This is a genomic window from Olleya sediminilitoris (assembly GCF_016785945.1).
GTDB classification, from domain to species: Bacteria; Bacteroidota; Bacteroidia; order Flavobacteriales; family Flavobacteriaceae; genus Olleya; species Olleya sediminilitoris.
The window spans coordinates 1-1,112 of sequence record NZ_JAEMEF010000029.1 but is presented as its reverse complement, the minus strand read 5'-3'; the positions used below and the strand labels follow the sequence as shown (position 1 = coordinate 1,112).

At 34.3% G+C, this 1,112-nt stretch carries 1 protein-coding gene; it reads right to left on the bottom strand.

Going from position 1 to position 1,112, the window contains the following annotated elements; translation table 11 throughout:
- Positions 1-1,112, bottom strand: a 1,112-nt coding sequence (locus JAO71_RS15695; protein WP_203001724.1) for a T9SS type A sorting domain-containing protein, incomplete at both ends; no start/stop codon positions are given.

Here is a 1,112-nt window from a genome sequence, read left to right as displayed (position 1 = left end):
GTTGTTTTTACTCCTGAGGTTTCTATTATTTCTGCAATATAAATTCCAGATGTTAATGCAGACATAGACACTTCTTGAGTTGTAACAGAATCAAACGATTGTATAGCTTGTCCTAAAATGTTATATATTTTCAGGCTTTTTATTGCTTGTAAATCTTCTATTCCGTCTAACACTAAATTATCATTACTGATATTGTAATACACTGTGTTATCATTCTGATTAAAATCTGCGTTTGATAAGGCTTCTGAAGTTTGATACACTATAGAAAATCTTGCTTGATCAGTAGCATCGGTAAGATACAGCGTTACTGGTGTTGTCGTGATATCATAAAATGTATTATTCTGATTGTCTTTTAAATAAATAGATTCGTTTGTTGGAAAGTTTAAAGTTTCGCTTATTTTAAACGTATAATCTCCTGTGTTACTAATGTTTATTCCTAACGGAATTTCTTCTGAAACATCAAAACTATTTAATCCTTGAATACACAATTCTTTATCTGGAATAGTCCAGTATATTTGATTGGATAGCGTATTAAACCTTTCGCTATCATAACCTCTGTCATAAGCTGGACTTGCATTTTGGTCATATCCTAATGCAATAGTCATTGTATTGTCTGAAGCGTCTTTAAACTGAAGCTTGTATTTTATACGATTATCCGTTGTTGTGGCTTGTGCAGAACGGTAAAATGTAGACTCGCTTAACGATTCTCTTGCAAATTCACGTTGACTATTTGTAAATTGAATGTTTCCACTATTAGCAATTTTAACAAAAAACCCTTGTCCTACTGCTACAGAATTTTTTGGTGCGCCTTTGGAAGACGTTCCGCCTGCTGCTGGTGTTGGCGCCTCTACTGAGGTTAACAAATTATAAGTCGCATAACCGCCTTGATAATCTGCTAATACGTGAGAACTATTTGTTTCAAAATGCTCATAAAAATATAAGGAACCATCTGTAATAGGATTATTGTCATTTATAAATTGTGTAGCTCCAATTGCTGATGGATATGGATTACCTACTAAAATCTGGTTTCCTGCTAAAGCGGGAATCGTTATATCTCCATCGTTTGCTGTACCGTTAAACCAATAAGATTCGCCTGATGGAGCTCCACTTCC